This window comes from Fodinicola acaciae (assembly GCF_010993745.1).
Taxonomy (GTDB): domain Bacteria; phylum Actinomycetota; class Actinomycetes; order Mycobacteriales; family HKI-0501; genus Fodinicola; species Fodinicola acaciae.
In genome coordinates, this window is the sequence record NZ_WOTN01000001.1 from 1,457,222 (window position 1) to 1,483,040 (window position 25,819).

The 25,819-nt window shown below is 68.1% G+C and carries 23 protein-coding genes; 7 read left to right on the forward strand and 16 right to left on the reverse strand.

All coding sequences use genetic code 11. From position 1 onward, the window contains the following. Positions 1-156: 156 nt before the first annotated feature. Positions 157-1,128, reverse strand: coding sequence for an aldo/keto reductase (locus tag GNX95_RS06890; protein WP_163506282.1), 972 nt, complete (start codon positions 1,126-1,128; stop codon positions 157-159). Between the two features lie 113 nt (positions 1,129-1,241). Here GNX95_RS06890 and GNX95_RS06895 point away from each other — a divergent pair, with 113 nt between their 5' ends. Beyond that, positions 1,242-2,144, forward strand: a complete 903-nt coding sequence (locus GNX95_RS06895; protein ID WP_222853434.1) for a LysR family transcriptional regulator — start codon at positions 1,242-1,244, stop codon at positions 2,142-2,144. Here GNX95_RS06895 and GNX95_RS06900 read toward each other — a convergent pair. Genes GNX95_RS06900 through GNX95_RS06920 form a run of 5 tightly spaced genes read right to left on the reverse strand, consistent with a single transcriptional unit; the run spans position 2,108 to position 7,892 of the window. After that, positions 2,108-2,731 carry a hypothetical protein gene (locus GNX95_RS06900; RefSeq protein ID WP_163506284.1) on the reverse strand — a complete coding sequence of 208 codons (624 nt, stop codon included), beginning with the start codon at positions 2,729-2,731 and terminating at the stop codon, positions 2,108-2,110. The genes GNX95_RS06895 and GNX95_RS06900 overlap by 37 nt on opposite strands. Continuing rightward, positions 2,728-4,302 (reverse strand): thiol reductant ABC exporter subunit CydC, encoded by a 1,575-nt coding sequence (gene cydC / locus GNX95_RS06905; protein ID WP_163506285.1) that lies wholly within the window; start codon positions 4,300-4,302, stop codon positions 2,728-2,730. The genes GNX95_RS06900 and cydC overlap by 4 nt, the downstream gene beginning before the upstream one ends. After that, positions 4,299-5,849 carry a thiol reductant ABC exporter subunit CydD gene (gene cydD, locus GNX95_RS06910; RefSeq protein ID WP_222853435.1) on the reverse strand — a complete coding sequence of 517 codons (1,551 nt, stop codon included), beginning with the start codon at positions 5,847-5,849 and terminating at the stop codon, positions 4,299-4,301. Before cydD ends, cydC begins: the two co-directional genes overlap by 4 nt. Next, positions 5,846-6,619 (reverse strand): cytochrome d ubiquinol oxidase subunit II, encoded by a 774-nt coding sequence (locus GNX95_RS06915; protein ID WP_222853436.1) that lies wholly within the window; start codon positions 6,617-6,619, stop codon positions 5,846-5,848. Before GNX95_RS06915 ends, cydD begins: the two co-directional genes overlap by 4 nt. Positions 6,620-6,623: 4 nt before the next feature. Beyond that, the gene (locus tag GNX95_RS06920) at positions 6,624-7,892 is read right to left on the reverse strand and encodes a cytochrome ubiquinol oxidase subunit I (protein WP_163506286.1); all 1,269 of its coding nucleotides are present in this window, start codon (positions 7,890-7,892) and stop codon (positions 6,624-6,626) included. 195 nt (positions 7,893-8,087) lie between these two features. On the opposite strand from GNX95_RS06920, the gene GNX95_RS06925 reads away from it, so the two are divergent. Continuing rightward, positions 8,088-8,582, forward strand: coding sequence for a DUF1877 family protein (locus GNX95_RS06925; protein ID WP_163506287.1), 495 nt, complete (start codon positions 8,088-8,090; stop codon positions 8,580-8,582). 439 nt (positions 8,583-9,021) lie between these two features. Here GNX95_RS06925 and GNX95_RS06930 read toward each other — a convergent pair whose 3' ends face one another. Both GNX95_RS06930 and GNX95_RS06935 read right to left on the reverse strand, forming a co-directional pair. Then, the gene (locus GNX95_RS06930; RefSeq protein ID WP_163506288.1) at positions 9,022-9,678 is read right to left on the reverse strand and encodes a response regulator; all 657 of its coding nucleotides are present in this window, start codon (positions 9,676-9,678) and stop codon (positions 9,022-9,024) included. After that, positions 9,675-10,763 (reverse strand): sensor histidine kinase, encoded by a 1,089-nt coding sequence (locus GNX95_RS06935; RefSeq protein ID WP_163506289.1) that lies wholly within the window; start codon positions 10,761-10,763, stop codon positions 9,675-9,677. The genes GNX95_RS06930 and GNX95_RS06935 overlap by 4 nt, the downstream gene beginning before the upstream one ends. A 32-nt stretch (positions 10,764-10,795) precedes the next feature. On the opposite strand from GNX95_RS06935, the gene GNX95_RS06940 reads away from it, so the two are divergent. Beyond that, positions 10,796-11,428 carry an HAD family hydrolase gene (locus tag GNX95_RS06940; RefSeq protein WP_163506290.1) on the forward strand — a complete coding sequence of 211 codons (633 nt, stop codon included), beginning with the start codon at positions 10,796-10,798 and terminating at the stop codon, positions 11,426-11,428. Here the strand turns inward: GNX95_RS06940 and GNX95_RS06945 are convergent. Both GNX95_RS06945 and GNX95_RS06950 read right to left on the reverse strand, forming a co-directional pair. Beyond that, positions 11,414-12,118, reverse strand: coding sequence for an MBL fold metallo-hydrolase (locus GNX95_RS06945; protein ID WP_163506291.1), 705 nt, complete (start codon positions 12,116-12,118; stop codon positions 11,414-11,416). The two genes, GNX95_RS06940 and GNX95_RS06945, sit on opposite strands and share 15 nt — an antisense overlap. Before the next feature lie 89 nt (positions 12,119-12,207). Then, positions 12,208-13,029: an NAD(P)-dependent oxidoreductase gene (locus tag GNX95_RS06950; protein ID WP_163506292.1), complete on the reverse strand. Its 822-nt coding sequence runs from the start codon at positions 13,027-13,029 to the stop codon at positions 12,208-12,210. Positions 13,030-13,103: 74 nt separating this feature from the next. On the opposite strand from GNX95_RS06950, the gene GNX95_RS06955 reads away from it, so the two are divergent. The 3 genes from GNX95_RS06955 to GNX95_RS06965 all read left to right on the forward strand — a co-directional run bounded on the left by GNX95_RS06955 (position 13,104) and on the right by GNX95_RS06965 (position 16,408). After that, positions 13,104-13,454 (forward strand): winged helix-turn-helix transcriptional regulator, encoded by a 351-nt coding sequence (locus GNX95_RS06955; protein ID WP_425483874.1) that lies wholly within the window; start codon positions 13,104-13,106, stop codon positions 13,452-13,454. Positions 13,455-13,526: 72 nt separating this feature from the next. After that, positions 13,527-14,954 (forward strand): phytoene desaturase family protein, encoded by a 1,428-nt coding sequence (locus GNX95_RS06960; RefSeq protein WP_163506293.1) that lies wholly within the window; start codon positions 13,527-13,529, stop codon positions 14,952-14,954. A 2-nt stretch (positions 14,955-14,956) separates the two neighbouring features. Continuing rightward, positions 14,957-16,408 (forward strand): lipase maturation factor family protein, encoded by a 1,452-nt coding sequence (locus GNX95_RS06965; protein ID WP_163506294.1) that lies wholly within the window; start codon positions 14,957-14,959, stop codon positions 16,406-16,408. Between the two features lie 70 nt (positions 16,409-16,478). Here GNX95_RS06965 and GNX95_RS06970 read toward each other — a convergent pair whose 3' ends face one another. The 3 genes from GNX95_RS06970 to hrpA are packed head-to-tail and all read right to left on the reverse strand — an operon-like array spanning position 16,479 to position 22,254. After that, complete coding sequence (locus tag GNX95_RS06970; RefSeq protein ID WP_163506295.1) at positions 16,479-17,759, reverse strand: sialidase family protein; 1,281 nt, start codon at positions 17,757-17,759, stop codon at positions 16,479-16,481. Continuing rightward, entirely contained in the window at positions 17,756-18,313 is a 558-nt protein-coding gene (locus GNX95_RS06975; protein WP_222853437.1) for a sigma-70 family RNA polymerase sigma factor, read from the reverse strand. Before GNX95_RS06975 ends, GNX95_RS06970 begins: the two co-directional genes overlap by 4 nt. Before the next feature lie 59 nt (positions 18,314-18,372). Further along, entirely contained in the window at positions 18,373-22,254 is a 3,882-nt protein-coding gene (gene hrpA, locus GNX95_RS06980) for an ATP-dependent RNA helicase HrpA (RefSeq protein ID WP_163506296.1), read from the reverse strand. A gap of 147 nt (positions 22,255-22,401) precedes the next feature. Between hrpA and GNX95_RS06985 the strand changes: the two genes are divergently transcribed. Further along, positions 22,402-22,899: a nitroreductase family deazaflavin-dependent oxidoreductase gene (locus GNX95_RS06985; RefSeq protein WP_222853438.1), complete on the forward strand. Its 498-nt coding sequence runs from the start codon at positions 22,402-22,404 to the stop codon at positions 22,897-22,899. A gap of 192 nt (positions 22,900-23,091) precedes the next feature. On the opposite strand, the gene GNX95_RS06990 is transcribed toward GNX95_RS06985, so the two are convergent. Genes GNX95_RS06990 through GNX95_RS07000 form a run of 3 tightly spaced genes read right to left on the reverse strand, consistent with a single transcriptional unit; the run spans position 23,092 to position 25,801 of the window. Continuing rightward, positions 23,092-23,826, reverse strand: coding sequence for an SDR family oxidoreductase (locus tag GNX95_RS06990; RefSeq protein ID WP_163506297.1), 735 nt, complete (start codon positions 23,824-23,826; stop codon positions 23,092-23,094). After that, positions 23,823-24,659: an HTD2 family dehydratase gene (locus GNX95_RS06995; protein ID WP_163506298.1), complete on the reverse strand. Its 837-nt coding sequence runs from the start codon at positions 24,657-24,659 to the stop codon at positions 23,823-23,825. Before GNX95_RS06995 ends, GNX95_RS06990 begins: the two co-directional genes overlap by 4 nt. Further along, positions 24,656-25,801 carry an acyl-CoA dehydrogenase family protein gene (locus GNX95_RS07000; RefSeq protein WP_163506299.1) on the reverse strand — a complete coding sequence of 382 codons (1,146 nt, stop codon included), beginning with the start codon at positions 25,799-25,801 and terminating at the stop codon, positions 24,656-24,658. Before GNX95_RS07000 ends, GNX95_RS06995 begins: the two co-directional genes overlap by 4 nt. Between the last annotated feature and the right edge of the window lie 18 nt (positions 25,802-25,819).

Sequence of the window (25,819 nt, forward strand, 5' to 3'; positions counted from 1 at the left end):
CCGGCGCCGAAGGTGTCAAGGCGTCCCAGTAGATGGCGAAAAGGTCCACCACATGGGATCCAGGCGTGTGTAGGTATTCTCCGGTCGGGCCGTCTCACCTGCATGGTTGGCCACAGCAGCCACACCAGCACCACCACCAGGTCCACGGATCGAGGCTTAGGGCTCGGTCGGGCCCTCCGGACTCGAGCCGCCGATCTGCGCGCCCTTCGCGGTGATGGCGTCGATCCGTGCCAGCGTGTCGGCGTCGAGCCGTACGTCCGCGGCACCGATCGCGTCGGTGATGTGGTCGGCGTTGCGGGTGCCGATGATCGCCACCTGTACGGCCGGATTGGCCAGCGTCCACGCGGTCGCCAGCTGCGTCAGCGTGACCTCCAGCTCGGTGGCCACCTTCGCCAGCTCGTCGACGACGGCCAGGTTGGCGACGAACTTGTCGTCCTTGAAGGCCGGATGCCGCGAACGCCAGTCGTCGGAGGAAAATGTCGTCGACGCGTTGAGCGCGCCGGTCAGCAGGCCGTGCCCGAGCGGACCGTAGACCAGGACGCCGATGTCGTTTTCCCTGGCGTACGGCAAAATGTCGGCCTCGGCGGTCCGGCGAAACAGGTGATACGGCGGCTGCAGTGTCTCGACCGGCAGCGTCTCGCCGAAGGCGGCCATCTGCGCGGCGTCGTAGTTGGACACGCCGACGTGCTTGATTTTTCCTTCGTCCACCAGCTCTTTCAGCGCCCCGGCCGTCTCCTCGAACGGCGTTTTCGGGTCCGGCCAGTGCACCTGGTAGAGGTCGATCGCCTCGACGCCGAGGTTGGTCAGGCTCTGCTCGACACCCGCGCGCAGAAACTCCGGGCTGGAGTCACGGGTGCGACCGGTCTCGGTCTTGCGTACGCCCCCTTTGGTCGCCAGCACGACCGAGTCGCGCACGTCGTGCAGAGCCTTGCCGAGAATCCGTTCGGATGCACCGAAACCGTACGCCTGCGCGGTGTCGAAGAAGTTGATGCCGCGGTCGTAGGCGGCACGGATCGCCGCGATCGCGGTCTGCTCCTCGAAGGCACCCCAGTCGCCGCCGAGCTGCCATGTCCCGAAGGCGATCGGCGACACCGGGAGGCCGGTCCGGCCAAGCGTGACCCGCTGCATAGAACACCAGTTCCTTTCAGCACAATGTCGGATCTTTACCCCATCCTCACCGGAGCACACCGCCGGCGTCCAACAGCGAAACGTGCACACACTCAGCAGCTAGAGTGATGAACGTGGAACTGCGACACCTCGAATACTTCGTCACGGTGGCGGAGGAGCGACATTTCACCCGCGCCGCGGCACGCCTGCACATCGCACAGTCGGGGCTGTCCGCCTCGATCCGGTCGCTCGAGCAGGAGCTGGGCGCGCCGCTGTTCACCAGGTCGACGCGGCGTGTGGAGCTGACCGACGCCGGTCGTGCGCTGCTGGGCGAGGCCAGGCGTACGCTCGACGGCGCCGCGGCCGCCAAGGACGCGGTTGCCGCCGTGCGTGGTCTCCTGCGTGGCACGCTCGCGGTCGGCACCGAGCAGTGTCTGGGCGCGCCGGACGTGCCGGCCACGCTCGCCGCGTTCCGGTTGCGCCATCCGGGCGTACGCGTCGAGTTGCTGCAGGACGGCTCGGCGAGCCTGATCGACAAGGTGCGCCAAGGTCAGCTCGACGTGGCTTTCGTGGCCGTGGACGGCATCGGCGACACGCCGGGCCTGCTGCCGATGATGGTCCGGCCGATGGTGGTGCTCTGCCATCCGTCGCACTGGCTGGCTGGACAGTCCACAGTGGACCTCGCGGCCATCGCGGCCGAGGTTTTCATCGACTTCCCGGCAAACTGGGCCGTACGCGCGATGGCCGACGCGGCCTTCGCCAGGGCCGGCCTGCGCCGCAAGGTCGGCCTGCAGGTCAACGACGTCCACACGCAGCTCGATCTGCTCGGCCACGGCCTCGGGATCGCGGTCGTACCGGAGCCGATCGCCGGCAAGCCGCAGGCCGCCAGCCTGCGCCGGATCGCGCTGGAAGGCCAGCCGATGCGCTGGCACGTCTGCGCCGCGATCCCGCCGGACGGCCGGCCGACGCCGGCCGCGCGCGCTTTGCTCGACCAGATCCCTCAGCTCACTCTGGACACCACACCGGCGCTTTCCTGACGGAGTCGCCGTGATCGCCAGACCGGATACGCGATCACCACGATCAGCTCGAACAATGGTGACGGAAAACCCAGCCGCAACCCCAAAACAAGGTCAGCGACGACGACAGCGATGCACGCGGCGAACATCCATTGTGGAGCAGGCGGCAGCCTTCTGGCGTCGCTCCACGGCGTCCTCTTCCACGGTTTCGCCACCGACATCCACGCCTGCAGGCCGAGTGCCGAGGCCATCAGCGCGGCGGCACCCATGCTCAGCGGGGTGGCGTCCGGATCGAGGAAGAAGACGCCGATCGTCAGCTGGACCACGCTGATCGACGCTTTCGCGAGGACCCACCAATAGCGGAAATAGCCCCACATCGTCAACGCCGACAGCATGAATCCAGTGAACGCCGACGCGTTGGCCAGCACGGCGAGCAGCTGCTTGTCGAGCAACCGCGCGAAATGTACGGCCGCGTCGTGCCAGACCCGGTTGCTCATCGCGAAAACCATCAGCGTGAGCAGCACCAGGGCCTGGCTCATCCAACCAACCGACGCCACGATGTGCAGCCACACCAGCAGGTTGCGGCCGACCTGAGAGCTTCGTTTCATGCCACCATCAGTTCCGCGTTCCAGAGGTCTCGGTAAGGTCCCGGCCGGCGGGTCAGCTCGGTGTGCGAGCCACGCTGGACGATCCGGCCGCGGTCCAGCACCACGATGTCGTCCACATCGGACAGTGCGGCGAGCCGGTGCGTGACGAGGACGGTCGTACGACCGGCACGTGTCGCCAGGATCTCGGTCAGGACCTGGTCAGCCATGACCGTGTCCAGACCTTCGGTCGGTTCGTCCAACAACAGCACGTCGGCATCTGCCAGCAAAGCACGCGCGAGCAGCAGGCGTTGGCGTTCGCCACCGGAAAGACCATCGATCGACGCATCGAGCGCGTGGTCGCCGCAATGGCTCGTGGCCATGGCGTCGGCGATCGCGTCGTCGGTCGCCGACGGTCGCGCCAGCAGCAGGTTTTTCCGAATGGTCGCGCGGAAAAGGTGCGCGTCCTGCGTCAACGCCCGGGTCTCCGGAAGGCGTACGACGCCGCTGTCCGGCTCCACCAACCCAGCGATGACGCCGAGCAGCGTACTCTTGCCGGCTCCGCTGGCACCGACGATCGCCACCGATCGTCCGTGCTCGACGCATAGAGAGACACCATCGAGCGCCGGCGTGGGACCAAAACTCAGGCGTACGTCTCGCAGCGTGATCGTGCCTGCCGTCATCAGATGCGGTTTTGGTTGCTGTGCCGGCAGATCCAGCGCGGCTCGTACGCGCGTGAACGCCGGCCACAGCTCGACCAGCCGCGCCGCCGCCTCCGCCAGCGGAAGGATTGGCTCGAACGCTGCCAAACTCGTGAGAGCCACGACCGCGATGACCACGCTGCTCGCGCCGGACTGAGTCGCTGTCAACGTGACGGCGGCCGCGGTCGCGCCTTGCACCAAGACGCCACAGCCGACGAGCGCCGAACCGAGCCGACCAGCCAAGCGCTCCTGCCGCGCGAGGCTCCGCGCCGCAGCGTCCGCCTTGGCAACCGCGACATCGACAGCGCCAAACGCCACCAGGTCCTGGTGGCCATCGACCAGATCCAGGCTGCGTACGGCCAGGTCGGCGCGCAGCTCCGCCAGCCGCGCATCCAGCTTTCGGGTGACAAGAGCGCCAATCGCCGGCAGCAGCACAGCTGCGACCAGCAGACCAGCCAGCAACCAGCTCGCCGTGACCGGCAGGACGAGTGCACAGATCGTCAGCGCCACGCTGCCAACCGACACAGCCACCACGGCCGGCAATGCGCACCTCAGCAACAGGTCCTGCACACTGTCCACATCGGACACCATCCGCGACAGCGCGTCGCCGTCGCTCAGGTTCGCGCGCCGGCGCACCAGCGCTGCGTAGATCCTCGACCTTAGCCGAGCCACCGCGCGAAGGGTCACGTCATGCCCGGAAAGCCTTTCCGCGTAACGAAAGGTGCCACGGAAGATGGCAAACGCGCGTACACCGACGATCGCCAGTCCGAGCGCGGCGATCGACGGCTGCTCGGCGGCACGCGCGATCAGCCACGCGGCCGTCGCCGTCAGCCCGATGCCGCACACCTCCGCCAGCGTGCCGGTCGCCACGGCCAACGCCAACCGTGCTTTCATGCCGCCACCTCCGCCGGCACTTCGACGCGTCCGTCGCGCAGGCGGATCACGCGATCGGCGGCTGCCAGCATCGCCGGCCGATGTGCCACCATCACGGCCGTACGGCCGCGCAGCAGCCGTTGTGCCGAGTCCACGATCAGTCCTTCGCTGAGCAGATCGAGGCGTGCGGTCGGCTCGTCCAGCAACACAATCGCCGCGTCACGCAGAAAAGCTCGCGCCAACGCCACTCGCTGCCGCTGCCCTGCCGACAGTTCTTCCGGTTGTTTGTCGAGAAACTCGTCAGCAGATGCGGCGCGCGCGGCGGCCAGGACATCACCGGTCGACCCCAGCCGGATGTTTTCCTCGACGGATCCGGCGAAAAGATGCGGACGCTGCGGGACCCAGGCCAGCTGTCGTCGCCACGCCGGCAGGTCGAGGTCGGCCAGGTCGATGCCGTCAACCAGGACGCGACCGCTCTCCGGCCGTACGAAACCAAGCAGCAGATGCAAAAGCGTCGACTTTCCGGCGCCGCTCGGCCCGACGATCGCCAGCCGCTCCCCCGGCCGGATCGTCAGCGACACCCGGTCCAGCGCCGGCTCGGCACGACCCGGAAAGCGTACCGTGACCTCCTCCAGCCGGATCTCGCCAGCATCGACGAGCCGATCGCCGTGAGACCTTTCCTCCGTGCGGTCCAGGATCTCGTACGCCTGCTCCGCGACCGCCAAGCCTTCGGCACCGGCGTGAAAGCGCGTGCCAAGCGCGCGTATCGGCAGAAACGCTTCTGGCGTCAGCAAAAGTACGATCAGGCCGGTCGTCAGGCCGATGCTGCCGTCCAGCAGCCGGAGTCCGATCGGCACGGCGACCAGCGCGACGGACAACGCGCACACCAGCTCGATGACAAATCCCGACAGAAACGCCACACGCAGCGCGCTCATCGTCGCTTTTCGGTGCGCGTCAGCCATTTCCCTGATGACATTGGCCTGATGCTCGGTCCTGCGGAACACGCGCAAGGTCGAGAGGCCGGAGAGTACGTCACGGAAGTGACCGCCGAGGTGCTGGAGATGATCCCACTGCCGTCGGGTGACATCGCGCGTACGCATTCCGACGAGCGCACCGAAAATCGGGACGAGCGGCAGCGTGATCAACACGATCGCCGCGGACAGCGGATCGGCGAAGCCAATGCGTGCCAGCACGATCACCGGAACGACGGTCGCGGCGGCGAGCTGCGGCAGATAGCCGCCGACGTACGGATCGAGGGCGTCCAGTCCGCGGCCGACGAGCGTTCCGAAAGCTCCGCCGTCCGATCCGCCGGCTCGCCGGAACAGCGACCTGCGGAGCTTTTCCTTGGCGACAACGGCTTCCCGCCGAGCGACCTGCGCGGTGATCCAGCCGACCGCCGCACGGCCTGCGACCGCGGCGATGAGCCACGGAATCCACGACACCTCGCGCTCGGCGATCGTACGCGCCAGCAAATCCGCCTGCGCGACGATCAGCAACGCCTGAAGCACAGCCAGTCCGCGCAGGATCAAGAGCCCGCGTCGTGACATCAGCGCCTTTCGCCGGTTCACAGGTACGACGGTCCCGTGACACGGCCGCGAAACAGCAGCCAGACGACCAGTTGGGCGAGCAGCAGGAACGGCAGGATCAGCGCCGTGCCAGGCAAAAGGAAAGCCAGCGTCTGCGGATCAGCGGCAGAGGTGAGCAGTGGCAACCGCAGGCCGAGCACGACCCCCAAGGTGACCATGCCGGCGGCGGTGAGCAGATACGTACGCAGCTCACCGGACGGCTTGGACAGCACGCCGGCCCGCCGCCGCACCTCACCGGTCGACCGCAACGCCGCGTAGGCCAGCCCGTGCAGGCCGAACAGCGCGGCCACCGCGAGCACGACGAAAATCGTGCCCGGACCGGTCGCAAGACCGTCGCTGGTCAGCACGCTGGCCGCGACCCAGCCCCAACTGAGTGCCAGGAGCCAGCTGCCGCCGGTCACCGCCCCGTCGCATATCCCCCACCAGGCACGCGCGTTTGTCCTGCCGCGCAGCCAAAGTCCGAGGTCGCGGAGGATCCAACCGAGCAACAGCGTGACCACCGCCGGGAACATGCCGCTGAGCAGTTTTCCTTCCAGCGACGGAAAGGCGCCGACGAGCAGGCCGGCCGCCGCGACCAACCAGACCTCGTTTGCCAAGAAGAACGGGGCGATGGTGGCGATCACCAGCCGCCGCTCGTACGCACTGCGGCCGAGGAACGGCAGCGCCATGCCGACACCGATGTCGGCGCCAGCCAGCACGAAATAGCCGAGGGTGAAAAACCCGAGTACGACGATCGCGATGATGTCCATCATTGTCCTAGAAACTCGCGGCCGGCAGTGGCGCCGGCTGGTCGGTGGATTCGTCCCGTCCGAGGCCGAGCGCGTCCGGTCCGCGCCGCGCCGCCCTGGCCAGCAGCCACACGTTGAGCGCGATCAGCAGAGCGAAAAGTGAGGTGAACGCGATCAGCGAAAACCGCATCTCGCCCGCTGACACCGGCGAGACCGCGGACGAGGTCTTCAACAGTCCGTTGACCAACCACGGTTGTCGGCCTGCCTCCCGGAAAATCCAGCCGGCCGTCATCGCCACGTAAGGCAGCGGAATGGCCGCGATCAACAGCACGTGCCACGGATAGAAATACCGTACGACCGGACGGATGAAGGCGAGCAGATTGTTCAGCAGCGCTAAGACGAACATCAGCGCGAAAAGTCCCAGCATCACGTTGGCGCCGGTCTGCACCAAGGCCGTGTCCGGCACGTAGTTGCCGGGTCCGTAGCGTGCCGCCATCTGGTCCTGCAGCTGTGCGATCCGGTCCGGATGCAACGCCGCGATCTTCATCGGCTGCGCGTCGCCGACGACGTCGAACTGGATGCCACCGGCGATGACCGTCCAGATCAGCGCCGGCACCGTCACGAAAACACCGATCCGCAGCGACTTGCGAAACATGTCCTGCTCCGGGGTCTTGCGCATCAGTTTGTACGCGCTCACCCCGGCCACGAAGAATCCGGCGGTGACCATCGCCGCGCCGGCGATGTGGAAAAACGCGACGATCGCGTTTGGATTGGACAGCACGGCCGCCGCGTCGGTCAGCTTCAGCACACCGTTGTCGACCGCGAATCCGCGCGGATTCTGCAGGAACCCGTTGGAGACCAGGATCCAGTAGGCCGAGGCGTACGAGGTGATCGTCACGACCCAGATGACACCGAGATGCGCCCACCGGTTCAGCCGGTGCCAGCCGAAGATCCACAGGCCGAGGAAGGTCGACTCGACGAAGAACGCCACCAGCGTCTCCATCGCCAGCGAGGCGCCGAAAATGTTGCCGGCGAAATGGGTCAGGCCACTCCAGCTCAGACCGAACTGGAACTCCATCACCAAGCCGGTCAAAATGCCCATCGCGTAGTTGATCACGTACAGCTGGCCCCAGAACCGGACCATCCGCTCGTGCACCGGGTTGCGGCTCAGCGTGGCCCAGGTCTGCACGCACGCGACGACGGTGGCCAAACCGATCGTCAAGGCCACGAAAAGAAAGTGTCCACCGGCGGTCAGCGCGAACTGCAGCCGGGCCAGTTCCAGGGTTTCTTCGGTCACAGCAAAGAGAATGGCCGCCAGGGCATGCCCGAGTCGTCATGCTGGCGCGTGCACTGTGCGTACCACCGGAGTTGCGGCTCAGGGATTCCCCTTACTCCACCGGTTGCAAACCCCTGACGCAGCCCGGTCAGGGCCGCGTGCCGCAAACCGACTACTATGCCGCGGAACCATCCAACAGCCGACGGCGGAGGTCCCATGGCCAGCGTGGGTAGGCACTTCATGCTGACATCCGAGCAGGACGACCAACTCCTGAAAGCCGCTGACGACGCCGCTCGGCTCGCCGTCGTCGAGCGGCTCGGCAAGGCCGTCGACGACGAGAACTCGCTGGTCACCGGCGGAGCGTGGGACGCCATCCACCGCTGCCTCACCGACGGCACGCTCAACCTCGACGGCGGCGACGACCCACTGGCGCACGCCGTCCTCGGCGGCCGTCACCTGTGCGAGTCGGACCACTCGTTCATCAGCCACCTGACCGCACAGCAGGTCGCGGCGACCGCCACGGCGCTGGACGGTTTGGACAAGGACTGGCTGCTCAGCCGCTATCGCAAGCTCACCTCGACCGACTACGACGGTCCGTACGACAGTGACGACTTCATCGCCACCTGGGACAACCTGACCAACCTGCGCGGCTTCCTCCAGCGCGCGGCAACCGCCAGACGCGCGGTCATCTTCACCGTCGACTTCGACTAGCTGTGGCTTACGCAGCCAAGCCGCCTCACCGGCATTATCAGCCACACGAGTCACACCAGCACCACCCCGACCGCCACTCAATGTTCGCATGGCCCCATACGTGCGTCAGGCGCACGTAAGGCGTCCCTACTACCAAAAGACAAACCGACAAGACGGTCATTTAGCGTTACAGCATGTGGTTTCCTCCGGGCGCCGACGGGGAGAACGAGCAAGCCCAGAAAACCCAGACCCGCCCACCAACCGCCACCCCACGCACACCGATTGGCGTTCCCGCGCCCCCTCCCCTTGAGGTCGCCCTCCGCGCAGGAGCGCCAGCCGCGCAGGCGAAAACCCACCCAACGCAACAACCAGGAGACGCAACAACCTCCCCACCGCAATGAACAAGAGACGCACCACCCGCACAACGCACCACCAAGAAACGCACCATCTCGCCACTCATCTAGTCGACCCAGCCCGGCGTCACCATCCCGGCCTCATACGCGAGAACCACCAGCTGCGCCCTGTCGCGTACGCCCAGTTTCGTCATGATCCGGCTGACGTGCGTCTTCGCGGTCGCCGGGCTCAGCATCAGCCGAGCCGCGATCTCGTCGTTGGACAGGCCGGTCGCGACCAGCGTCATCACCTCACGCTCACGGTCGGTGAGGCCGGCGACCGGCGCGGCCGGCAGCGGCTTGGTCCGGCTGGCGAACTCGGCGATCAGCCGCCGCGTCACCGACGGCGCGATCAACGCGTCGCCACGCGCCACGACGCGTACGGCGTGGATGAGCTCCATCGGCTCGGTGTCCTTGACCAGGAAGCCGCTGGCACCCGACCGCAGCGCTCCGTAGACGTATTCGTCGAGGTCGAAGGTGGTCAGGATGATCACCTTGGCGGCGGAGTCGGTGGCGACGATCCGCCGGGTCGCCTCCAGGCCGTCCATCTCCGGCATCCGGATGTCCATCAGCACCACGTCCGGCCGCCGCTCGGCGCACAGCCGCACCGCGGTGGGGCCGTCCGGCGCCTCGGCCTCGACGGAAATGTCGGCCTCTCCGTCCAGGATGGAACGGAAGCCGGCCCGTACGAGGGTCTGGTCGTCGGCGAGGAGGACTCTGATCATCGCGGCAGCCTGGCACACACCTGGAAGCCGCCGCCGGCGCGGTCGCCGGTGGTCAGCTCTCCGCCAAGCGCAGCGACCCGCTCACGCATGCCGCGCAGGCCGTTGCCTTCGGCGGCCGAGCCACCTCCCCGGCCGTCGTCCTCGACGCGTACGCACACGTGGTCCGCCGCATACGCGATGCCGACGGTCGCCGTCGTGGCGGCCGCGTGGCGTGTGACGTTGGTGAGCGCCTCCTGCACGATCCGGTACGCGGCGAGGTCGATCTCCGACGGCAGCGCGGTGGCCGGCCCGCTGATGTCGGTCCGTACGGCCACGCCGGCCGTCTGCGCGGCCCGCACCAGGTCCTCGAGCCGCGCGAGGCCGGGAGCCGGGGCGGTCGGGGCGCTCTCGTCCACCTGGCGCAGCACGCCGAGGGTCGCGCGCAGCTCGCGCAGCGCCACCTTACTGCTGTCCTTGATGGCCCGCAGCGAGTCGGCCGGGTCGTCCGGCAGCCGGTGCAGCGCGGCGCTGGCCTGCACGTTGATCAGCGAGATGTGGTGGCCGAGCACGTCGTGCAGCTCGCGCGCGATCCGCAGCCGCTCGTCGGTGGCGCGCTCACGCAGCTCACGCTCGCGGTTGCGGCTCGCCTGCGACACCACGGCGCCGAGCGCCACGGCGGCCACCAGCCAGCCAGTGAGCAGCAGGAAGGTCAGGTCGTCGAGCTGGCGCGGCCGGCCGGCGAGGACCAGCGTCAGTTCGCCGTAAGCGAGCAGCAGCACGCTCGTGACACCGAGGCCGATCGCGGCGGCCAGCCGACCGGCGGCGGCGACCGCGTGCAGCGCCACCACGAACGTCAGCACGATCGGGCCGTCCGGCTCGGTGATCGGGTAGTAGATGCCGCAGGTGACCATCGTGAGCACGCAGACGGTGACCGGATAGCGGCGGCGGAACAGCAGCGCCAGGCAGGCAACCCCGATCAGGCCCCAGCCGACCAGGTTGAGCCGCGGCGGCCCGGCCCCCGGCCGGAACGTGCCGGCGGTGACGACCGCGGCGACCGCGACGACGATCGCGATGTCGATGGTCCGCGCGCTCGGTCGCCAGGTCATGACCGAACGATAACGACCGGCAGAATGGTCCGGTGAGCATCTGGCACGTCTTCGACATGGACGGCACGCTGCTGGCCGGCAGCACCGCGAGTGTGCAGGTCGCGCGGCAGCTCGGCCGGGTCGGGGAACTGACGGCGCTGGAGGGCCGGTTCGCCAGCGGCGACCTGGACACGCGTGGTTTCGCGCTGGCGCTGCGCGAGCTCTGGCAGGACCTGACGCCCGCGGTGGTGGCCGCCGCGTACGAATCGAGTCCGTGGCTCGACCGGATCGAGGACGTCTGCGCCGACATCCGAGCGCGCGGCGAGCACTCCGCGGTGATCACCATGTCGCCGGACTTTTTCGCGCGCCTGCTGGCATCCCGCGGCTTCGACCGGGTCGTCGCGTCGACGTTTCCGGCCCTGCCATTCAGCATGCCGATCGATCCGGCGCTGATCCTCACCCCGGCCGACAAGGTGCGCATCGTCGACGAGCTGCGCCGCGAACGACCGGCGCGAACGTGCGTCGCGTACGGCGACTCGATCTCTGACGCGCCGCTGTTTCGCCACCTGTCCGCGACGGTCGCCGTCAACGCCGACCACCACCTCGTCGACATCGCCGCCGCACACTATCGCGGCAACGACCTCTTCGAGGCGTACGAGGTCGGCCGCGCGTTAGTCGCGGACTAGGCCGACAGCGGCCTGCATACGTGCCGCCGCGCCGCCGACGATCGCGTCGCCGTGGCCGAAGCACGCGGTGTCCACGTCGAGCTCGGCGAGCCGGTGGAACGACTCGATCGCCTTCGGCCGGTCCTGGTTGAAGACGCCGAGCATGACGTTGGCGTCCACGTTCGCGGCCGTGTCGCCGGTGAAGAGTACGCCGTGTTTTGGCAGGTAGATGCCGATGCTGCCGGCTGTGTGACCGGGGCCCCAGATGACCTGCGCGCCGCCGCCGAAGTCGAGGACGTCGCCGTCCTCGAGCTCGCGGTCGACGGCCGCCGGCGCGCTCGGACCGATGCCGGCCGAGGCCACGAGCGACCCGTACAGCGGCCGGTCGTGGTCGGTCAGCACTGGCGGCGGCATCGGCAGGTCACCGCGTACGACCGGCGCGTCCAGCCGGTGCGCGCAGACCTCCGCGCCGTTCCACTCGGCGATCTCGGCGACCGAGCCGACGTGGTCGGGATGCGCGTGCGTCACGACGACGCGGGTGACCTCCTCCGGCTGCCGGCCGATCCGGCGAATGGCGTCCGCGATCGACCGCGCCGAGCCGGCCATGCCGGTGTCGATCAATGTCAGCGACGCGGCCTCGTGCCACAGGTAGACCTGCGCGCGCGGGAATCGCACCATGCACAGGTTGGGGAGCAGGGCCACCGTTTCCACGTGTTCACCGTAGGCCGCCGCCAGGAACCCAACCCAGCCCTTTCGCGCAGCGCAACGGTGCCTTCCATCCTTCCCCGGCGGGTAACCGGTCAGGTCTGTTCATCCGCATTGCGAAGGAGTTCCGCGATTGGCCGGCCGGTCGCCACTTCCTCCTTCATCATCTCGTACATCGGCCGGACGAAGTCGAGCCGTACGCCTTCGTCGCGGCTGGCGTCGAACAGGTTCGGATAGACGGCCAGCTGCATCTCGGCGCTCGCTACCACCTCGGCGTCGGGCGGCCGCGACACCATGGCGTGCGTGGCGGTCAGCCACTCCACCAGCATCCCGGCGAACTCCTGTCGCGGCAGGTTTGCCTTCGCGGTCAACGCGAACGCGTGCCACACGCCGCCGAACATGCCATACATCGCGCTGAGCAAAGCGAGGTCGACCAGCGCAGCCTCCCCCGGATCCGTGCCGAGAAACCGGCTCCGGCCGAGCAGGCTCAGCGTCGTGGCGTGCCGGTCGTACGCGTCGGCGTCGCCGCTGTAGAGCACGGTCGCGGCCGGCTGGCCGATCATCGGCGGGATCGCCATGATGCCTCCGTCGACGTACACGCCGCCGGCTTTCTCCACGCGCGCCGCGGTTTCCCTTGCCTGGCGCGGTGTTCCGTTGGTGAGGTTGACGATCGTACGGCCGCTCACGTCGACCTTGTCCAGAATCTCGGTCACCACCGCGTAGTCGAGCACGCACACGACGACCAGGTCGCTGGCCGCCGCGGCGCTGGCCGCCGTCGCACTTTCGTTGACATCGTTCAGATCTGCCGCACGGCCAGGCGTACGGTTCCACACCGTCACGCCGAGGCCGCCGGTCACAAGGGCTTTCGCCAGGGCCTGGCCCATCAGGCCGAGGCCGAGGACTGTCACATCGGTCATGTTTTCCATCCTTGGTCCAAAGCTTTATCGTGCTCAAGTACCGACTAATTTGTGCGGTACTTACCTGGAGGTCAGTGCTGGTGAAGAGCAGGCTGCCGTACCACTGCGGCATCGACGCCGCCATCGACGTGATCGGTGGCAGGTGGAAAGTGCTGATCCTGTGGGCTTTGGACAGCGGAACGACGTTGCGTTTCGCACAGCTGCGCCGCGCTTTGTCCGGCGTGTCGGAGAAGGTGCTCATCCAGCAGCTGCGTGAGCTGGAGGCCGACGAGGTGGTGCACCGCGAGGTCTTCCGCGAGGTGCCGCCGCGCGTCGAGTATTCGCTGACGGAGCTGGGACAGTCGCTCAACGAGGCACTCGCCCCGCTCGGCGAGTGGGGCCGCCGGCACCGCGCCAAGATCGAGAGCAACCGCCAGCCGGTCTGATCCCGGTGTGCGCGTGGCCGCGATGGTCGAGAGAATGCACCTGACAGCGCAACAACGCGTGGAGAGGCGGAGATGACAGCGGTCGACGCGGTCGTGGTCGGATCCGGTCCCAACGGTCTGACCGCGGCCGTCACGCTGGCGCGAGCCGGCCTGTCCGTCGAGGTTTACGAGGCGGCCGACGGCATCGGTGGCGGCGCGCGTACGGAGGAGCTGACCCTGCCGGGGTTCCGGCACGATCCGTGCTCTGCCGTACATCCGCTCGGTTTGGGCTCGCCGGCCTTCAAGAACATGCCGCTGGCCGAGCACGGGCTTCGTTGGTTGCAGCCGGATTTCGCGCTCGCGCACCCGTTCGCGGACCGGCCGGCGGTGCTGCTCGACCGCGGATTCCGGACGACGATGCCGACGTTGCGCCGCGATGGCCAGCGATATCGCCGGCTGCTCCGGCCGTTCGCCGACAACTGGGACGCGCTGGCCGACGGCATCCTTCGCGCGCCACTGGACGGTTTTCCGCGGCATCTGCCGTTGCTCGCCGGCTTCGGACCGCCGGCCGCGTTGCCGGTGGCGGCGTTGGCGAAGTTTTTCCGTGAGCCGGCAACGCGCGCGATGCTCGCCGGCCTCGCCGGACACGCGATCACGCCGCTGACCACGCCGGCGACCGGCGGTGTCGCGCTGATGTTCGCCGCCGCCGCGCATGCCGGCGGCTGGCCGATCCCGGCCGGTGGCTCACAGTCCATATCGGACGCCTTGGCGGGTTATCTGGCCTCGCTCGGTGGAAAAATCCACACCGGCACGCTCGTACGGTCGCTCGAGGACCTGCCCAGCGCCAAGGCGTACGTCCTGGACGTGTCGCCGCGCGACCTCGCGAGGATCGGCGGCCGGTCGTTGAGCCGCGGCTATTTGGCCGCACTGCGCCGATACGCGTACGGACCAGCCGTCTACAAGATCGACTACGCGCTGTCCGAACCGGTGCCGTGGCGCGATCCGGCCTGCCGGCGCGCCGGCACCGTCCACATCGGACCGACGCTGCCGGACATCGCCGAAGCGCTGCGGCTCGTCCAACACGGCAGGCCGCCGCGCCGGCCGTTCCTGATCACCTCGCAGCCGACCGTCCTCGATCCGAGCCGCGCGCCGGACGGAAAGAGCGTTTTCTGGGTCTACGCTCACGTACCGGCCGGTTGGCCAGGCGATCTGACCGAGGCGATCGAGCGGCAGATCGAGGATTTCGCACCTGGCTTTCGTGACATCGTGCTGGCTCGCTCGGTCCGCCGGCCGGCGGATGTGGCGGCGGCAAACCGCAACTATGTCAACGGAGACATTTCGTGCGGTGCATTCAGCGGCACGCAGCTGCTGCTGCGGCCGGTGCCGTTGCCGGTGCCGTACGCGACTCCCGATCCGCGGATTTTCCTTTGTTCGGCCGCGACCCCACCAGGGCCAGGCGTGCACGGCATGTGTGGATTTCACGCCGCACGCACGGCGTTGCGGCGCGTTTTCGGAGCCTGACCGTGCCGCCGGACTGGTTTTTCGCCGCCGACTACTCGCTGGCTCGGCTGCTGTTCGCTCGCGGTGTCGCGCTGATCTACCTGGTGGCGTTCATCAGCTCGGTCCGGCAGTTTCGTGGCCTGCTCGGCCACAACGGTGTGACGCCGATCCGCCGTTTCGTCGCCGCGCGTACGTTTCGGCAGGCACCGAGCATCTTCCAGTTTCGTTATTCCGACGGTTATTTCGCCACCGCCAGCTGGGCCGGCGTGGTCGTCTCCGCCGCTTTGTTGCTCGGTGGCGGCGATTTCCTGCCGGTCGTGGCGACGATGTCGTGCTGGCTGGTGCTGTGGATCATTTATGTCTCGATCATCAACGTGGGGCAGATCTGGTATGGCTTCGGCTGGGAGTCTCTGCTCGCCGAGACCGGCTTTCTGGCGATTTTCCTCGGATCCGGCACGTTCGTACCGGCCGCGCCGATGTTGTGGCTGGTGTGGTGGCTGCTGTTCCGGCTGGAATTCGGCGCCGGCCTGATCAAGATGCGCGGCGACCGGTGCTGGAAGGACCTGAGCTGCCTGTTCTATCACCACGAAACCCAGCCGATGCCGGGACCACTCAGCTGGCACTTCCATCACCTGCCCAAACCGCTGCATCGCATCGAGGTCGCCACCAACCACGCCACGCAGTTGCTCGTGCCGTTCCTGCTGTTCGCGCCGCCGCCGGTGCGGACGGTCGCCGCCGTCGTCATCGCGGTCACCCAGTTCTGGCTGGTCATCAGCGGAAACTTCGCCTGGCTCAACGCGCTCAGCATCGTGCTGACGTTGAGCGCTCTGGACAACGGCGTGCTGCGTTTCGTCCTGCCGCTCGCGACGCCGACGACCTATCCGCCGCTGTGGTATGACATCGCCGTCGCCGTTGTTTTCGTTGTCTGTGTCGCGCTCAGCTATTTCCCCGTACGCAACATGGTCGGTCCTGGCCAGATCATGAACCGCAGCTTCAACAAAGTGCATCTGGTGAACACGTACGGCGCCTTCGGCAGCATCACCAGGCTGCGCCACGAAATCGTCATCGAGGGCACGTACGATCGGACGCTCACGCCGGACACCGACTGGCGCGTCTACGAATTTCGCGGGAAGCCAGGCGATCCGACGCGCCGGCCGCGCCAGTTCGCGCCATACCATCTGCGCCTGGACTGGCTGATGTGGTTTGCCGCGCTCGGCTCGCGGCACAGCCGCGTGTGGATGACGCCTTTCATCGACAAGCTCCTCAAGGGTGAGCCGGACGTGTTGCGGCTGCTGCGGCACAATCCTTTCCCTGACCGGCCACCGGTTTTCGTACGCGCCCGGATGTATCGCTATCGCTACACGAGTCGCGCGGAGCGAAAGGCCACCAAAGCGTGGTGGCATCGCGAGTTGCTCGGTGACTATCGCAAACCCGTACGCCTCCGCCTCCCCACCGACCCCCGCTCGACTACCTAAGAGTTGGGGACTTCGAGCCGCCGAAGTCCCCGACTCTTAGGCACCCGACCTCGGCGCGCCGGCACAACGTTCAGTTGCCGAGCGGATCGAGCCGCTGGAACGGCGGGTCGGCCACTCGCCACCAGTGCGCGCCGTCCAACGACCAGAGCACGACCGGCACGCTGCCCCGCTGCACCTGAGCGACGACCGCGTCGCTGTCCAGTGCGTGCGCGATCTCGCCACCGGAAAAGCTCGGTACGGTCGTGAAGGTGCGGCCCCCGTTGGTGCTGAGCCGGATCGTCCCGCTCGAGAAGTCGCTCGCGACGATGGCACCGCTCTTCAGCACGACCGGGTTGACCAGCCCGCCCGACTGGTCGGCAACCGGCGACCAGGTCCGGCCGCCGTCACCGGTGGCGTAGACGGCCGTCCGGTTGGGAGTCTGGCGCCACTTGAACTGGTACGCCGTCCGGCCGTCGTAGGTGTCCTCGTACGGCCGGTTCGGCGCGTTGTCCGCCTTCTCGTCGGTGATCAGCGACCGCGCGTGGTTCCAGGTGCGGCCGCCGTCGCGGCTCACCGACGGGAAGTCGGCGAACTTCGCCGGCTGGCCGCGGTTGACCCAGATCGAGCCGTCGGTGGCCTGCCGGATGCCGGTGATCCCCATCCCCGTCGACAGGCCGAGGTCCGCGTCCGGTGGCTGGTGCACCAGCGATCGTACGGAGCCGCTTGCCGGATCGACGGCGGCGAGCCTGCCGTCCACGGCGGTGACGTACGCACCGGCCGGCGCCTGGTCGATCGCCTTGCCCGTCACCAGCGTCGTCCAGCTCTGGCCGCCGTCGCGGCTCAGGTACGTGGCGCCGTTCTTGAAGGTGTCGCCGTCCTGCCGAACGAGGTCGTTGAGGATGAGGACCACGTCTCGGACCGCGGTCAGCATCGGCTGGTGCGCTCCGGGGATGCGCCAGGCCTGCCAGCTCTGGCCGCCGTCCAGCGTACGCACCAGCGCGACTCCACCGCCCTTGATCTTGCCGACGCCGTAGGTGATCAGCGGTCCGAGCACGCTTGTCGTCGTCGTGCCGTCGATCTGGTCCAGGGGCACGGCCGCGCCGCTGATCTGACCGTGCGATGCCGGCGGCTGGCTCGGCGTCGGCAACACCGACGCCGGCGCGACCGGTAGGACCACCGCCGGTGGCCGGTTGACGAGCACCACCGTGCCACCGGCGACCACGACGACCGCTGCCGCGACCGCGGCGATCGCCATCGCGCTCCGCCTGCGGTGGCGCCGCCGGCCGGCCTGCCACAAGGCACCGAATCCCGGTGGCGTCGTGGTCTGTTCGCGTACGGCGGCCCGCACGTCCTCGAAGTCGAGCTTGCTCATCGGGCTACCTCCTCGCCGTCCAGGGCCGCGAACGTGTCGTCGTCCAGCAGCCGCGCGAGCGCCGCGCGACCGCGGACCAGCCGGGTCTTGATGGTGTTGGCGGAGGTACGCAACGTCCGCGCCACCTCCTCGACGCTCAGGTCCGCGAGGTGGTGCAGCGCGATCGCCTCGGCCTGCACGGCCGGCAGTTTGCGCATCGCGGCCATGATCTCCAGCCGTTCCGAGCCGATCCCCGGCAGCGTCGTCGGCGGCGGCTCGCGGCGTATCAGCGTGTCCAGCCGGACTCTTCGGCGAAACCTGCTGCGTGCGACGTTCAGCGCCACCGTACGCAGCCAGGCCTCCGGACTGTCCGCGGCCAACGCCTTCGCCGGCCGCGCGATCGCCTTGAGAAACGCTTCCTGGACGGCGTCCTGAGCCTCCGGCAGGTCACCGGTCAGGGCGTACGCGGCCAGCACCAGCCGCTGGTAGGTGGCGCGATAGATCTCCTCCAGCCGCCGCGCGACCTCGCCGCCGGACGCCACCGCTGGTTCCCCGTCCGCCATCGCATATGTCATCCCATCTCCTCATGACCAACCGCCATGAGTGAGAGACTCCTGCCGCCGTCCGTACGGTTTCAGGCGCTGTCGATCGCGCGGAGCACGCGCTTCTCCGAGACCGGATAAGCGGTGCCGAGCGACTGCGCGAACAGGCCGATCCGCAGCTCCTCGATCATCCAGCGCACGTCCGCCAGCTCGGCGGGCACCGGCAGACCTGCCGGCACCCGCGCCAGCCGCCGCTGGTATTCCTCCTGCACGTACGCGACCACGCGCATGTTGAGCGTGTCGCGCGGCAGGTCCCGGCGCAGCCGCTCGATCCGGTGCGCGATCGCGGCCAGATAGCGCGGCAGGTCGGCCAGCCGCTGCCAGCCGGTCGCGGTGACGAAACCGCGGTAGACCAGGCCGTCCAGCTGCCGCCGGATGTCCGTGACGGCCGGCTGAAGCGTCGCGTTGCGCAGGTCGGCCAGCGCGGCCTCGACCTGGTGGCTGGTCGTCAGGACGATCTCGACCGAGCGTACGACCGCGAGCGTCGCCTCCGGCAGGCCGTCGCGCACTTTCCGCACCAGCGCGTCGAAAGCCGGACCTTCCCAGGCCGGACCGCCGGCCTCGGTGATGAGTTTGTCGGCCGCACAGCCGATGCAGTCCTGCAGCATGTCCGAGACATCGCGGTGCGGGTTTTTGCTGAGCGTCAGCTTGCTGCGGTTGTCGAGCCGGCCGTTGACGTACGCGACCGGCGATGGCACGTTGAGCAGGACGAGCCGCCGCGTGCCGTCCCACATCGCCTTCTGTTGCTCGGCTTCGGTGTCGTACAAGCGAATCGCGACGCTGTCGCGCTCGTCGGTCAGCGCCGGATACGCCTTCACCGTGTGGCCGCCGCGGCGCTTCTCGAAGACCTTCGGCACGTCCTGGAAGCTGCGCAGGCCGGCTTTCTCGACGCCGCGCGGCCCGGACGCCATCTCCGCCCGCATCCGCTTCTGCAGGCGTTCCTTCAGGACGTACAGGTCCTTGCCTTCGGCGACCGTCTTCTTCCGGTCGACCACGCGGAAGGTGACCTTCAGATGGTCGGGCACCTTGGCCAGGTCCCATTCCTCCCGCGGCACGCGGATGCCGGTCATCCTGGCCAGCTCGTCCTCGACCGCACCGAGCAGTTCGCCTTCGCTCGGCTCGATGGCCGCGACGACCGCCGCGGCCACGTCCGGCGCCGGCACGAAGTTTCGGCGCCAGGCCTTGGGAAGCGACTTGATCAGCGCGGCCACCAGGTCTCTGCGCAGGCCGGGCACTTGCCAGTCGAAACCGTCCGGCGACACCTGGTTGAGGATGGACAGCGGAATGTGTACGGTCACGCCGTCCGCGTCGGTCCCCGGCTCGAACTGGTAGGTCAACGACAGCCGCAACGAACCCTGCTGCCAGCTGTCCGGATAGTCCTGCGCGCTGACCAGCTTCGCCGGATCGTTGATCAGCATGGACTTCTCGAAGTTCAGCAGGTCCGGCCGGTCGCGCCGGGTTTTCTTCCACCAGCTGTCGAAATGCCTGCCGGACACGACGTCCGCGCCGATCCGTTGGTCGTAGAACTCGAAAAGCGCCTCGTCGTCGACCAAAATGTCGCGGCGGCGAGCACGGTTTTCCAGATCCTCGACTTCTTCGAGAAGTTTGCGGTTGTCGTGGAAAAACTGGTGATGGGTGTCCCACTCGCCGTCGACCAGCGCGTGCCGGATGAACAGCTCGCGGCTCAGCTCCGGGTCGATCCGGCCGTAGTTGACCTGTCGTCGCGGGATCACCGGCAGGCCGTAGAGCGTCACCTTTTCGAAGGCCAGCACCGCTCCGCGCTCGGCGTCCCAATGCGGTTCGCTGTACGTCCGCGCAATCAGGTGCTCGGCGAGCGGCTCGATCCACTCCGGGTTGATGGCCGCGACCGTACGCGCCCACAGCCGCGTCGTCTCCACCAGCTCGGCGGCCATCACCCAGCGCGGCTGTTTCTTGAACAGGCCGGAGCCGGGGAAAATCGAGAAATGCGCGTTGCGCGCGCCGGCGTAGTCCTGTTTTTCCGGGTCTTTCAGGCCGATCTGCGAGAGCAGGCCGGACAGCAGGCTGAGGTGCACCTTGTCCGGATCGGCGTTCGCGGTGTTCGGCGAGATGCCGATGCCACGGGAGATCTGCCGCAGCTGGCCGTAGAGGTCCTGCCACTCGCGTACGCGGAGGTAGTTGAGGAAGTCGGTGCGGCACAGCTTGCGAAACTGGTTGCCGGACAACGCTTTCTGCTGCTCGGTCAGATACGACCAGAGGTTGAGGTAGGCGAGGAAGTCCGAGTGCGGCTCGGCGAACCGCCGGTGTTTCTCCGCCGCCTGCTCCTGCTTGTCCACCGGTCGTTCGCGCGGGTCCTGGATGGACAGTGCGCTCACGATGATGGTGACCTCGCGTACGCAGCCGTTGCGGTCGGCCTCCAGGATCATCCGGCCGAGCCGGGGATCCACCGGCAGCGACGACAAACGCCGGCCCAGCGGGGTCAGCGCACCCGACTTTTCCAACGCACCAAGCTCCTGCAGCAGCTGTACGCCGGCGGCGATGTTGCGTTTGTCCGGCGGGTCAAGGAAACCGAAGGCCGCGATGTCGCCGAGGTCGAGGGCGGTCATCTGCAGGATCACCGACGCGAGGTTGGTGCGCAGGATCTCCGGATCGGTGAACTCCGGCCGAGAGTCGAAGTCGTCCTCGGTGTAGAGCCGGATACAGATGCCGTCGGACGTACGGCCGCACCGGCCCTTGCGCTGGTTGGCGGACGCCTGCGAGATCCGCTCGATCGGCAGCCGCTGCACCTTCAACCGGTTGCTGTAGCGGGAAATCCTGGCCTGGCCGGGGTCGATGACGTACTTGATGCCGGGGACCGTCAGCGAGGTCTCGGCCACGTTGGTGGCCAGCACGATCCGCCGGCCGCTGTGCGACTGGAAGACCCGGTGTTGCTCGGCGGCGGACAGTCGCGCGTACAGCGGCAGGATCTCGGTGTTGCGCAGGTTCTGCTTGCTGAGAAAGTCGGCGGTGTCCCGGATTTCTCTCTCACCGCTGAGAAAGACCAGGATGTCGCCGGGGCCTTCCGCGGACAGCTCGGCGACCGCGTCGCCGATGGCCGACATCTGGTCGCGGTCCTCGTCGGCCCGCGGATCGTCGGGGTCGACCACCGGCCGATAACGCACCTCGACCGGATACGTGCGGCCGGAGACCTCCACGATCGGCGCGTCGCCGAAATGCCGCGAGAACCGCTCCGGGTCGATGGTCGCCGAGGTGATGATCACCTTCAGGTCCGGCCGGCGCGGCAGCAGCTGCTTGAGATAGCCGAGGATGAAGTCGATGTTGAGGCTGCGCTCGTGCGCCTCGTCGATGATCAGCGTGTCGTACTGCCGAAGCGCGCGGTCCGAGCCGATCTCGGCCAGCAGGATGCCGTCGGTCATCAGCTTGACCAGGCTGTCGTCGCCGACCTGGTCGGTGAACCTGACCTTGTAGCCGACAGTCGCCCCGATGGTCGTGCCGAGCTCCTCGGCGACCCGCTCGGCGACCGTACGCGCGGCGATCCGGCGCGGCTGCGTGTGGCCGATGGTGCCGCGTACGCCACGGCCGAGCTCCAGGCAGATCTTCGGCAGCTGCGTCGTCTTCCCGGAGCCCGTCTCCCCCGCGACGATCACGACCTGATGGTCGCGGATCGCGGCGGCGATCTCGTCGCGCTTCTGGCTGACGGGAAGCGCGGCCGGATAGCTGATCGCCGGCACGGCTTGGCGGCGGCGCTGGACGCGTGCCTCGGCCTTCTCGAGGTCGGCGGCCAGCTGGGTCGCGACGTGCGCCAGGCGGGCCGGGTCACGGAGCTTGCGAGCGCCTTCGATGCGACGGCGCAGCCGGCGCTCGTCGCGTCCCATCAGGTCGGGGAGGCGTTGCGAGAGCCCGGCGAGTGGCGACGGAACGGTTGAGGAAGGCATACCGCGATCAAGGATAGGCGTACGGACCGTCACGACGCTTCTGCATTTCCGCGTTCGCTGTGAGCGAACGACCTACGGACATAAAACCAACCGGCCACACGTTAGTGATAGTCGACTGTCGGATAACTGTCCCGAAAGGACCGGTATATGGCCGAGACCAGCGCTCTCACGGCGGACGAGCTCAAGGAGTTCCTCGAGTCGCAACAGGAAGGCACCCCGCCGACCGCCGAGCAGATCAACCGCTTCAACGTGACGATCATCGAGGACTTCCGCGCCCACAACGGCACCGTCACGATCCCGCCGTTCGCCGGCGGTCCGATCGTACTTCTCCACCACAAAGGCGCGAAGTCCGGCAAGGAGCGGGTGGCCCCGCTCGCGTACGACCGCGACGGTGACGACGTGATCATCATCGCGTCCAAGGGTGGCGCGCCGGAGAACCCGGCCTGGTATCACAACCTGCTCGCCAACCCAGACACCACGATCGAGCTCGGACCGGACACCTGGGACGTACGCGCCGAGGCGCTGACCGAGGGACCCGAGCGTGACCGGCTCTACCAGGCGATGGCCGACAAGATGCCGAACTTCCACGAATACCAGAAGAACACCGACCGGATCATCCCGGTCGTACGGCTGCGCCGCCGCTAGACGTCCCGCCAGGGCGCCGGATGCGACGGAACCGCACCCCGTCTCGGCGGTTCCATCGCATCCGGCGAAGGAGGAGAGAGCAGCAGCCCCCCGTTATGTTGCACAGCTCCTGTTCTCAGCGTCGCGCGACGGAAGCATGACTGTCCGGCGCCGGCCATAGCATTGGGGGAATCCCCTATACCGTCTCCGCGGTCAGCCGCGACCGACGTACGGCATCGTCGTCGCCATCACCGTGATGAACTGCACGTTCACCTCCAGCGGCAGCTCGGCCATGTAGCGGATCGCGGTGCCGACGTGCGCCACGTCGAAGACCGGCTCGGCCATGATCTGTCCGTTTGGCTGAGGCACGCCGTCGGCCATTCGGCTCCCCATCGCGGTGGCCGCGTTGCCGATGTCGATCTGTCCGCAGGCGATCCCGTACGCCCGGCCGTCCAGCGAGATCGACCTGGTCAGGCCGGTGATCGCGTGCTTGGTGGCGGTGTAGGCGACGCTGGCCGGCCGTGGCGCGTACGCGGAGATCGAGCCGTTGTTGATGATCCGGCCGCCCCGCGGGTCCTGGCCGCGCATCACGTTGAACGCCTCCCTGGCGCACAGGAACGAGCCGGTCAGGTTGACCGCGACGATCCGGTTCCAGTCGTCCAGTGAGATGTCGCCGACCGTGCCGGCCGCGGCGCTGCCGGCGTTGTTGAACAGCAGGTCGACCCGGCCGTACGCACCGACCGCCGCCTGGAACAACGCCCGCACCGACGCCTCGTCGGTCACGTCCGTGCGGACCGCGAGCGCGTCTGGCGATCCGGCAGCTGCCTCCTTGAGCACGTCCTCGCGGCGACCGGCCAGGACGACGCGATAACCAGAGTCCAGCAGCGATCGCGCCGCGGCCAGGCCGATCCCCGTACCGGCTCCGGTGACAACCGCGACCTTCGTCATTCCTCGTCCTTCCGCAATGTCGCGATGCCGGTCACGGCGTCCGGCGCCCCGGCCGCGCCGGCGCTCAACTCCACCGTGTCCCCCATCGGCTGACCGGACACGGTGACCAGCTGATGGTCGTAAAGCGTGCGCTTGGCCCGCCAGGAAAACTCGGTCACCCGGCGGCCGTCCCGGCGTGGCAGCTCGAGCAGCAGCAACGCCAGCAGCGGTCCGTGCACGACCAGTCCTGGATGGCCTTCGACCTCGGTCGTGTACGGCTGGTCGTAATGGATGCGGTGCGCATTGTTGGTCAACGCGCTGAACCTGAACAACAGCACCGGATCCGGCCGGATCTCCAGTCGCCACGGTCCGCGATGCGATGCCTCGGCGGCCGGCTGCGGCCGCGCGGCCATGTCGGCGGCGTCGCGATAGATGATGTCCTGCTCCTCCACCGCGTACGTCTGGTCGCCGACCAGGAAGTCGTACTTCACCGTCACCAGCAACAGCTGACCGGTGCTGCCCTGCTTGACGCGCACGGACTTCAGGCTGGCCTGTCGGCGTACGGCCTGGCCGAAGGTCAGCTGCCGGTGGACGGTCAGCCGGCCGCCGCCGAACATCCGGCGCCGGTTTTCCAGCGGTGGAGTGAAAGCCGCGTCGGCCGGATGGCCGTCCTCACCGAGCGCGCTCTGCCGGTGGATCGGTTGGAAGGAGAACCAGTGCCACAGCGGCGGCAGCTCGTCGGGCACCGGCTGGTCGAGGATCGCGGCGAAGGTTTCGGCCGGCCGGCGGTCGATCTCGTCCTGTGTCGTCTCCGGCTCGGGCCGCCAGTTTGCCGCTACCTCGGCGAAACTCACTGAGCCGCCTTGACCAGCGCGCGGCCGATCACCAGCTGCTGGATCTCGCTGGTGCCCTCGTAGATCCGGAACAGCCGTGCGTCGCGATAGAAGCGCTCGACCGCCGTGCCGCGCATGTAACCCATGCCGCCGTGCACCTGCACGCCGCGGTCGGCGACCCGGCCGACCATCTCGCTGCAGAACAGCTTCGCGGCGGCCGGACCGGTCGAGGTGTCCGTGCCGCTGTCGTAGTCGTCCGCGGCCTCCGTCACCAGCGCGCGACCGGCCCGGATTTCGGTGTAGGAGTCGGCAAGATGAGCCTGTACGAGCTGGTAGTCGCCGATCGGCCGGCCACCCTGTTTGGTGACCGCGGCATGACGTACGGACTCGTCCAGGATCCGCTGCGCCAAGCCGACACACACGGCGGCGATGTGCAGACGGCCGCGCGCGAGCACGCTCAGCGCCGCCTGATAACCGCGGTTGGCCTGGGTTCCGAGCAGCCGGCCGGCGTCGACGCGTACGTCGTCGAAGGTCACGTCCGCGGTCCACGCGCCGGCCTGCCCCATCTTGTGGTCCTTCGGGCCAACCGTCAGGCCGTCGCTGCCGGCGTCCACGATGAACGCCGAGATGCCGCGACCGCCGGCCGCCTCCGGGTCCGTACGCGCGAAAACCACGAAGTAGTCGGCAAGGGGTGCGTTGGTGATGAACCGCTTGCCGCCGTTGATGACGTACGCGTCGCCGTCCTTTCGCGCCGTCGTACGCAGACCGGCCGGGTCGGAGCCGGCCTCCGGCTCGGTCAGCGCGAACGAACCGATCGCCTCGCCGGCGGCGAGCTTGGGCAGGAACTCCTGTTTCTGTTCCTCGGTGCCGAACTTCGCGATCATCTGGCCGGCGATCGAGTTGTTGGTGCCGAACATGGACCGGAACGCCGGCGTGGTGTAGCCGAGCTCGAAGCCGAGCCGCACGTCCTCGGCCATCGTCAACCCGAGTCCGCCGTAGCGCTCCGGCAGCGCGAACCCGAACAACCCCATCTCGGCCGCCAGCGCGCGCAGCTCGTCCGGGATCCGGTCGGTGTCCTCGATCTCCTGCTCGGCCGGGATCACCCGGTCGCGCACCAACTGCCGCACCGTGGACAACACCTGCTGGAACGAGGCCGCATCCATGCCGGTCAGCCTACGTCC

Excerpts from the sequence above, each read along its gene's own strand:
- GNX95_RS06890 (WP_163506282.1), bottom strand. The coding sequence starts at position 1,128 with ATGCAGCGGGTCACGCTTGGCCGGACCGGCCTCCCGGTGTCGCCGATC.
- GNX95_RS06900 (WP_163506284.1), bottom strand. The coding sequence starts at position 2,731 with ATGAAACGAAGCTCTCAGGTCGGCCGCAACCTGCTGGTGTGGCTGCAC.
- cydC (WP_163506285.1), bottom strand. The coding sequence starts at position 4,302 with ATGAAAGCACGGTTGGCGTTGGCCGTGGCGACCGGCACGCTGGCGGAG.
- GNX95_RS06915 (WP_222853436.1), bottom strand. The coding sequence starts at position 6,619 with ATGATGGACATCATCGCGATCGTCGTACTCGGGTTTTTCACCCTCGGC.
- GNX95_RS06925 (WP_163506287.1), top strand. The coding sequence starts at position 8,088 with ATGGCCAGCGTGGGTAGGCACTTCATGCTGACATCCGAGCAGGACGAC.
- GNX95_RS06930 (WP_163506288.1), bottom strand. The coding sequence starts at position 9,678 with ATGATCAGAGTCCTCCTCGCCGACGACCAGACCCTCGTACGGGCCGGC.
- GNX95_RS06935 (WP_163506289.1), bottom strand. The coding sequence starts at position 10,763 with ATGACCTGGCGACCGAGCGCGCGGACCATCGACATCGCGATCGTCGTC.
- GNX95_RS06950 (WP_163506292.1), bottom strand. The coding sequence starts at position 13,029 with ATGACCGATGTGACAGTCCTCGGCCTCGGCCTGATGGGCCAGGCCCTG.
- GNX95_RS06960 (WP_163506293.1), top strand. The coding sequence starts at position 13,527 with ATGACAGCGGTCGACGCGGTCGTGGTCGGATCCGGTCCCAACGGTCTG.
- GNX95_RS06970 (WP_163506295.1), bottom strand. The coding sequence starts at position 17,759 with ATGAGCAAGCTCGACTTCGAGGACGTGCGGGCCGCCGTACGCGAACAG.
- GNX95_RS06975 (WP_222853437.1), bottom strand. The coding sequence starts at position 18,313 with ATGACATATGCGATGGCGGACGGGGAACCAGCGGTGGCGTCCGGCGGC.
- hrpA (WP_163506296.1), bottom strand. The coding sequence starts at position 22,254 with ATGCCTTCCTCAACCGTTCCGTCGCCACTCGCCGGGCTCTCGCAACGC.
- GNX95_RS06985 (WP_222853438.1), top strand. The coding sequence starts at position 22,402 with ATGGCCGAGACCAGCGCTCTCACGGCGGACGAGCTCAAGGAGTTCCTC.
- GNX95_RS06990 (WP_163506297.1), bottom strand. The coding sequence starts at position 23,826 with ATGACGAAGGTCGCGGTTGTCACCGGAGCCGGTACGGGGATCGGCCTG.
- GNX95_RS07000 (WP_163506299.1), bottom strand. The coding sequence starts at position 25,801 with ATGGATGCGGCCTCGTTCCAGCAGGTGTTGTCCACGGTGCGGCAGTTG.